This is a genomic window from Streptomyces sp. AC627_RSS907, from assembly GCF_019049165.1.
Genome location: NZ_JAGMUE010000367.1, coordinates 17,731 through 26,050, shown reverse-complemented (window position 1 = coordinate 26,050; position 8,320 = coordinate 17,731). Strand labels below are relative to the sequence as shown.

At 72.2% G+C, this 8,320-nt stretch carries 1 pseudogene; it reads right to left on the bottom strand.

Going from position 1 to position 8,320, the window contains the following annotated elements:
- A pseudogene (locus tag KUM32_RS35875) lies at positions 1-8,320 on the bottom strand (hypothetical protein); the annotation flags it as partial.

Sequence of the window (8,320 nt, the reverse complement as noted above, 5' to 3'; positions counted from 1 at the left end):
GGGTTGGTGTCGGGCTGCCCGTAGCGGGTACCGAAGACCGGGCCTCCCATGAGGGCCCGGTCGGTGTAGACGGGGCGCAGGGTGTTCGAGTGCTCACGGTAGTAGTCCCGGGGACCGAGCAGATGGGTCAGCTCATGGGCGAGGACGGCGGGGCTGTCGCCGGGCAGGTTCCACTGCCGTGCCTCCATGCGACCGCCGGGCTCGAAGGAGAGGTCGACGAGGTGGACCCCGTTGACGGGGCTCTTGAGGTAGCCGCTCTCCCAGCGCTCCACGGGCACGTCGGCATCGGTGAACTCCACCGCGACATGGAGCAGATCGCCGTTGGGGAGCCGGTAACGGGGGGAATTGAGGTAGGTGTCGAGAGCACTCCTCGCGACGCGCCGGGCGGCCTCGGCGAGGTGCTCCTGGCCGGCCTCGTGGAGCAGCTTGACCGAGAGGGTGACCTCGGCTCGCACGGAGCCGCCGGGGAGCAGCACGCGGCGCGCCCGGAAGGCGCGGCTCGAGATCGGTCCGAGGTAGCCGAAGCGCTCGTGCTTCGTCCAGCTCGGGGGCAGGACGTCGACGGTGCCGAGGACCACCCCCTCGGCGGTGTCGTTCCCGCGCCAGGTCTCGACGTGGGCGGCGGCCACGGCGGCGGGCAGGTTCCGCCACGCCCGGACCGCCGCGTGCGGTGTGGCGCCGAGCGTCTTCTGGTGGACGAGGTAGTGGGCGAAGGAGTCCAGTTGTTCGGTGCCGATGGCATCGACGTTCCGGTTCCCTGTCCCCGGCTCGGCCAGCAGGGCGAGGTCCGCCGTGGTGAAGCCGTGGTGCGCGAGGTCGACGCGGAAGGAGGCCGCTGCCGCGTCGATCGCCTGGGGGGCCGCGGCGTGCCGGGCGAGATGATGTCCGAGCAGTCGCCCGAAGGGGCGCAGGGCGGCGGCGTCGACGGCCAGGTTCCGGGTGAGGGCGTGGGCGTCACCGAGTCCGGCGCCGAGGGCGGTGGCGAGGCCGACGGCCTGGGCGAGACTGCCGTCGGCGAGGAAGTGGGCGGCGGCGGCGCGGAACTCCGCGAGGGCCGCCCCGCCCGTGGTGCCGGCGGCACCGGCGAGTCGGGCGAGCGCCCGGACATCGACGTCGGCGGGGAGGCCTTCGAGGCGGTGTCCGGATTCGAGGTACCAGCGGGCGACCGCCTCGCGCACGTCCTCGTCGGTGGTGCGGCCGAGGTGTTCGGGGCCGCCGTTGGCGGCGTGCCAGGCGCGGAAGGCGGTGAGGTCGGGGCCGCGGCCCGGCCCGGGGGCGGCCTCGTGACCGGTTCCGGTGTCGAGGCCGGGGCCGTTCACGGCGCCGGTGGGAATGCCGAGGTCGTTCACGGCGCCGGTGGGAATGCCGAGGCCGTTCACGGCGCCGGTGGGAATGCCGAGGTCGTTCACGGCGCCGGTGGGAATGCCGGGGCCGTTCACGGCGCCGGTGGGAATGCCGAGGTCGTTTACGGCGGCCGTGAACCGCGCGGCGTCCTGGAGGTTCCGCAGCCGGGCGACGGCGTCGGGGTGGGCGTCGAGCCAGGCGGCGATTCCCTCCGGGCCGGGGCCTCCGTTCTCTCTGACGAGACGGACGACGTCGTCGGTGTTGTGCAGAGCGTGTGCGCGCAGGAGTCGTTCCAGGTGGTCCGGCTGTGTGCGCAACCAGTACGCGGCGTCGAGGACCGAGTCCGGCGTTCGGTGGACGGGCGTGGAGAACCAGTCCACCACCGCGTCACGTATGCGGTCGTGATCACCGCCACCGGCCAGTTCGGCGAGCGTGGAACCGCGGCGGGCCAGATGGTCGTCGAGGGACTCCCAGTGGGAGCGGCCGAAACCCAGTTCGGTCATGTACTGGTCGAATGCGTGGAGCCCCATCGCGGGCAGGTTCAACCGGTTGCCCAGAGCGGCGAGTTCGTCGTCGATGTCGATGGTCCCGGCGGTTTCGTCGCCGCCCCGGGTGGGCGGGGTGAGCACGTCGAAGATTCCCTGGGAGACGGCGTGGTCGTCCGCCGTACGGACGGTTCCCCCGCCACCCGTCGTCTGGGCGGCCGTGTTCTGCGACGGCGTCGGGGACGGAGCCGGATCCGGATCCGGAGGGGACGTCCGCGCGTGTTCCCGCGTCCCGGACTGCTTCTGTGCCGGCGCCGGGACCGGCGTCCGCGTCTCGGTGTCCGGCCGCGTCGGGGGCGGGGGCGGCGTCGGCAGCACCGTTCTGTGGTCGACGTACCGGTACGTCCTGCCCTCCGGGCCGGCCTTCAGATGCAGCAGGACGCCCCGCTCCCTGTCCCCCGGCTTCCCCTCGCCGCCGCCCGGCAGGAAGGTGTGCAGTTTCCCGTCGTACGCCACGGTCACCGGCACCTTCCACAGGGCCGCCGCCAGCGCCGGGTAGAGGTCCGCCGTGCCGTGGCCGGCCAGCGTCTCGCGGTCGCCGTCCCGGCCCGCGGAGATCTCGGCGAGCGTGCGGCGCTGCTGCTCCGTCAGCGCCTCCCTCGTCGGCGGGAGGGCTCCGTCGCGGTCCTGGAACTCCCGCCCGGCCTTGGTCGTCGGGTCGAGGAAGGACAGCAGTCCGGCCTTGGTGACGTCCGCTGCGGTGAACGTGTCCGCCAGGTCCGGCGGCACCATCGCGGCCAGCTCCGCGAAGCGTCTGGGCGTCTCGTCCGGTGTCCGCAGTTTCCCGGCCAGCTCCTGCCACAGCTCCAGGCCGTTCGCCCCGGCCCGGTCGGGGTGCACGCCCCGCCGGAACCCTTCCGCCAGGGCGTGGAAGAACCCGCGGCCGTCGTTCTCGACGTCCACCAGGGGGTGGGTCGTACCGTCGATCGTGATCGTGACCGGGGTGCCGCCGTCCTCGTTCTCCGAGAACTCCTTCTTCTCGTCCTCCGGCTTCGGCTGCGGCTTGTCCTCGTGGCCGTACTTCTCCCTGAACCTGTCGGCCGCGGCCTGGACGTCCGGGCCGTCGCGGAAGATCGGGTCGGTCAGCCGGCGGATCTCGAAGTAGTGGTTACGGGCCTTCTCCACCGCCTCCGCGAGCTTCTCCAGCGGCTTCGTGAGCTGGTCCGACGGCGCCGTGAGCTCGTCCAGTTTCGCGGTGAGGGCGTCCAGTCTCGCAGTGGACTCGTCCAGCCTCGCCTGATGGAACTCGCGCTCCCCGGGGTCGGAGCGGAGGTCGCGTTCGATCGCCTCGTGCTCCTCCTTCAGTTTCCGGTGCTTCTCCCGGTACTCCTCGACGCTGTCGAGTTCCTCCCGCAGTCTCCGGCGCTCCTCCCAGTATTTCTTGTCGCTGTCCTCCCACGCCTTCTCGGCCTCGGTCAGCTTCTGGGCGGCCTTCTCCTCCGTTTCGATGAGCTGCGTCAGCCCGGCCTCGTCCGCCTCGCCGGTGGCCCCGGCCTTCGCTCTGGAGCGCCGGTCCAGCCCCAGTTCCTTCACCCGCTGGTCGCTCAGCCAGACGAGGACCGTCGCCTCGGTCCTCCCGGACTGCAGGGCGGCCGGGGCCGTGAACGGCCGGCCGGCGGTGCTGTCCTTGATGTGGCGCTTCGCCTCCGCGGCGAGGTGGAAGGTGGCGGGGACGGCGTACAGATGGCCGTGCCCGGCGGGCGGCTTGAGGTTGCGCCGGGTCTGCTCGGCCTGTCCGATCCGGTGCGTCTCGCCGGCGCTGTTGCCGACGCCGGCGCCGGAGACACCGGGGGTGACGAGCACGTTGCCGCCGGCGTCCGCGCTGCCGGCGGCACCGGGCCCCGCCGTCCAGGTCAGGACGGTTCCGTCGGACATCTCGCCGCCGGTGCCGGTGCCGGTGAGGTCGTCCAGCCTCACCTGGCCGCTGACGGCTATGCGGCGCGCGTTCGTGAAATCGAGGTGGGTGGCCAGGGTGAGGGTGGCCTCGACCCCGCCGACCAGGCTGTTGTCGGAGACGGTGACGGCGTGCCGGCCGCTCTGGGCCGCGCCGGAGGAGAGAGCGGCGGTGAGGGAGGGGTCGTCCAGGGCGGTGCCGAGCGCGTCGGCGCCGGAGCTGCCGGTCTTCACGAGGTCGCTCGCGCGCGTGGCGTGGTTCACCGCCTCGGTGAGCGCGTCGCCCTCGTACGTGTGCTGCGCGGTGTGGCCGAGGTCGTTGCGGTGGGCCCGGGAGACGAGCAGTTTGCCGAGGTCCTGCACCTGGTCGGCACCGATGACCTCGTGGATGTGCAGGCCGCCGTCGCCCGTGCGGGCCTTCTCGGCGTTCTTCTTCGTGGTCTCGGCCAGCAGGTCGGCGGGGTTGCCGCCGCTCTTGGGCGGATCGATCGTCACCGCGGCCTTCGGCCGCAGACTCGGGGGCGTTGCCGTGGGCGTCGTCGGAGATGCGGTCGGGGACGACGTCGAGGGTCCTTCGCCGTCCCCGTCCGGCTCCAGCATCAGGTACGACTCCGACGTGGTGACGGTGGCGTTCCAGGTGACCGGGTCGATGACTTCGCTGCCGTCGGAGTAGGTGACGGTGACGGTGGTCTTCCAGTCGGTCCTCAGCACCGCCTTCGGACCGGGAAGGGTGGTGACCTGGGTGGTCACGCCCGAGACGGACTCGGTCGCGGTGACGGAGTCCCCGGCGCCGGCTCCGGCGCCGGCGGTGGGGCCGCCCGCGCCGCCCGGGACACGCACCAGTTCACCGCCGTTGACGCCGTGCGCGCCGGTCTTCGACGAGGAGACGGAGTCGTCCTGGGCCGTGGCGCGGTTCGCACCGAACTCGTGGTCGCCGAACAGGGTGTCGACGATCTCGGGTTCCCCGACGCGTTCGTGCCGGACGGTGACGGCCACGTCCCTGCCCAGGACGTTCAGCTTCCGGACGTGTGCGAGGGCGGAGGTGCGTCCGCGGGCCGTCAGCGGGCTCCCGCTCTGAATGGCGGACCGGCCCGCGCGGGCGGACACCATGGCGTTGATGGTGTGCCGGGTCTGCTCGGCGATGCCCGCCCTGTCCAGGGCCTCCCCGAGTTTCTTCAGCCCGGCGGCGTCCTGCGGTGCGGTGTGTGCGAAGGCGCCGCGGCCCGCTCCGGCGAGGTCGTGCCGGTGGCGCCATTTCTCCCTGGCCTTGGCCTTGGCGTCGGCGTCGGCGGTGACCTCGGCACCGGTGGCAGTGGCCTCGGCACCGGTGTCCGTGCCCGGCACCGGGCCCAGACCGTCGTCGATCAGCTTCGCCCTGATCGCGTCGCGTTCCCGGATCAGGCCGACCCATCCGCCCGGCTTCCGGATCACCGGCGAGGAGTCGGTGCGGTGGCTCCCGAAGGGGCGGCCGAAGAAGCCCAGCGACCTGTGGCGGGTGCCGATCCGGTAATCGGTGTCGCCGACGACCAGCACCCACCGGTCGTTGCCCATCACCTGGTTGAGGTCACGCGTCGAGGTGACGGAGGACCCCTTGGCCGAGGTCCGGAACTTCTGCAGCCAGGTGCTGGCCGTTCCGCCCTGGCCGGTGAGGTGCGTGACGCCGGCCGTCTGCACACCGGCGAACATGCCGGTGGTGCCGAGCGAGCCGCCCCACGACCCGCTCCGTGAGTAGCCGAACGCCTGCTCCAGCGCGGTGTTCATCTCGGGCGACGCGGTGAACGAGGTGCCCACCACCGTCAGGTTGTGGCGGGTCCCGGCGAGCGAGACGGACTCGTCCCCGGCGAAGAAGGTGCCCTTGTCGTGCAGATTGCCGACGCTGTGACCGCCGGGCGAGAACACCTGGTCGGAGAAGGCGGTGAGGGAGTGCTGTCCGAAGGCCCGCCGGATCCGCTCGGACATCACCGCCCCCGCGTCGGTCAGCTGCCACGCGTTCCCGGACGTCTTCCCGGCGAGGGCGAGCGCCGGGCCGAGCAGGTTCTGATCGGCCCGGACCGAGAGGGTGATGGCGGTCAGCCCCTCGGAGAGGATCGTGTCCGGCTCCGGGATCTCGACCCCCGATGGCTCGCCGGCCTGCGTCTTTCCGGTGAACCGGTCCCGGTCGGCGTCCGACATCCCACTCGCCTTGGACAGGGCGTCGGGCACGCCGAAGGTGAACGCCACCCGGTGGGAGGCGAGGGGGACGGACCTCTCCCCCTCCCGGACCTCGCCGATCCCACCCAGTCCGGCGTACTCGCCCAGCCGCCTCACCGCCCGGAAGTGCGAGTCCGCGCCGTACCGTGCCAGGGCCCGCATCCCGCCCAGGGTGAGCGCCTGCATGAGCGGCTGCGGAAACGCCGAGCGCTGGATCTCGAACGTCAGCTCGCCCGTGAAGTCGTAGTGGTCGGTGCCGGGCCCGGGCACGAACAGATCTTCGCGGGTGGCGGTCTCCCCGGACTTGACCTGTCGAGTGGTCGTCCGGCCGCCGCGCGCGCCGATACCGCCGGTGCCGGCAGCCTGCGGTGTGCCCAGCGCGTCCTTCGCGTTGCCCCGGGCGGAGAAGGTCCCCTCCAGGCCCAGGTTCCAGGAGTGCGTGACCTGGTGGGCGGTGTCGAACCGTTCGCCGCCGCTGGTCGCCTCGGTCGGGGTGCGGCGGTTGCTGCCCGCGTAGGTCGGGTTGTTCAGGTCGGCCCGGATCGTCAGCGTGTAGCCGCGGTCCTTGGTGAACGTCGAGCCGAGCAGAGGGACCCGGATGCCCTCGGCGGTGGCCGCCTGGTGCATGCCCTCCCGCAGCGCCTGGTCGGAGAGGGCCGTCATCAGGCTGCGGGCGTTCGCCACGGCGAGGGCGGAGGTCCTGCCGCCTGGGAAGAGCCTCTTGAACCAGGAGCGGTGCTGTCCGGCGGCTCTCACCTGGTCCCGGGTCGCGAGGGGCAGGCCGGGATCGGCCTTCTTCAGGTCGTCGAAGAGGGAGTCGAAGAGCTTCTCCCCGGTGGTCCGGCCGTCGTTCGCCGCCGATTCCGGATTCCGCCGGGGCATGTCGACGTGGATCTCGCCCGGCCGCCCCGGCCCGAGCAGGGACACCTTCCCGTCGCCCCAGTAAGCGGGCTTCCCCGGTTCGTTGACGCCGACGCGCAGGCCGTCCTGGTTGTCCCAGCCGGCCAGTCGCTGGGCCTCGCCGAGCGGCATCCGGACCAGGCTGCCGACGGTGAACGTCTCGTGCGTGTCGTCCGGCATCCGCACCGTGACCTTCGATTCACGCAGTACGAGCACCGTCCGGACGTCCTTCGGGGAGCGCTCGGCGTGCTTGACGCCGGCGGGGCCGCCCAGGTTGGCCGTGTTGCGGGAGGAATGGCTGTAGCCGAACGTCAGGCCCGCCTGGACGCGCGGCGCGGCGGCGGCGTCCGAGAAGCCGGTGGGGTCCAGCTGGGCGCCCGCGAACAGGGTGGCGTCGAGGCTGTGGTCGCGGTGGACACTGCTCTCGTTCTTCTGCGTGAACTGGCCGGAGTCGCGCAGTTCGAAGTCGGTGCCGGCGTCGATCACCCAGTGCCGGTGGGGCACCGGCCGGTCGACGGTGACGGTGCCGGACGCCGATCCGTCGGACGTGTGCAGACGCAGCGGCGGTACGGGGCCGCGGCCGGCGGTCTGGGTGAAGTGCTCGGCCGAGAAGTAGGTGACGACGGCCTTGTAGTTGTTGCTGCCGACCGGCGAGTCGGTGTGCTGGAGCACCCAGTCCGTCATCGCGTCGAGGCCGAAGTACGACTCGGTGTGTTCGATGCCCGCCCGCTCGCCGGACTCCGTGGTGAACTTCAGCGGCACGCGGTCCTTGCGCGGGTCGGGCCGGGTGCTGGTCGTGTGCGACTCGGGGATCCGGACGGTCAGGCCGTCCTTGACGGTGTGGGTACGGGCCTCCGGGGGCTCGGCGGACTCGGTGGCGGGGACGTCGTGGAGCGTCAGTTCGTAGGTGACGTCGGTCCTGATTTCGACGGACGCGCCGTGGCTGCGGGTCTCGGCCTGCGACAGCAGCTGGGTGTTGAGGTTGTGGTCCCGGCCGGTGGCCATCGCCGGGGTGACGGTGATCCGCCCCACCGCCCCCGCGCCGACGACCGCGGCGGAGACCGGTGCCCGGACGTTACTGGACTCGGAGTAGGACAGGCCCTCGGTCTGCTGGGAGCGCTGGACGGTGTCGAGCTTGTAGGGGTCGGTGGGGGCTTCCTTGTCCGTCGGGGCGGTCTTCCAGGCGTCCTGTTGGGGGACCGCCTTGACGCGCAGCTCTCGTACACGGCCGTCGGTGGTGGTGGCGGCGAAGCGGCGGCCGTCGCCGAGGAAGGTGTGCGGCTGCTGCGCGAGGGCGAGGGCGAGGGCTTCCGGCTCGTGCAGGGTGACGTCGGCCTTCTTCACCAGCTCGTCGGCGAGCCGCGCGGGGTCCTTGCTGGCGTGATCGAGCTGGACGGCGAGGTGCCCGCCGACGGCGCCGCTGAAAGAGGGCTTGTCCTCGGTGCCGT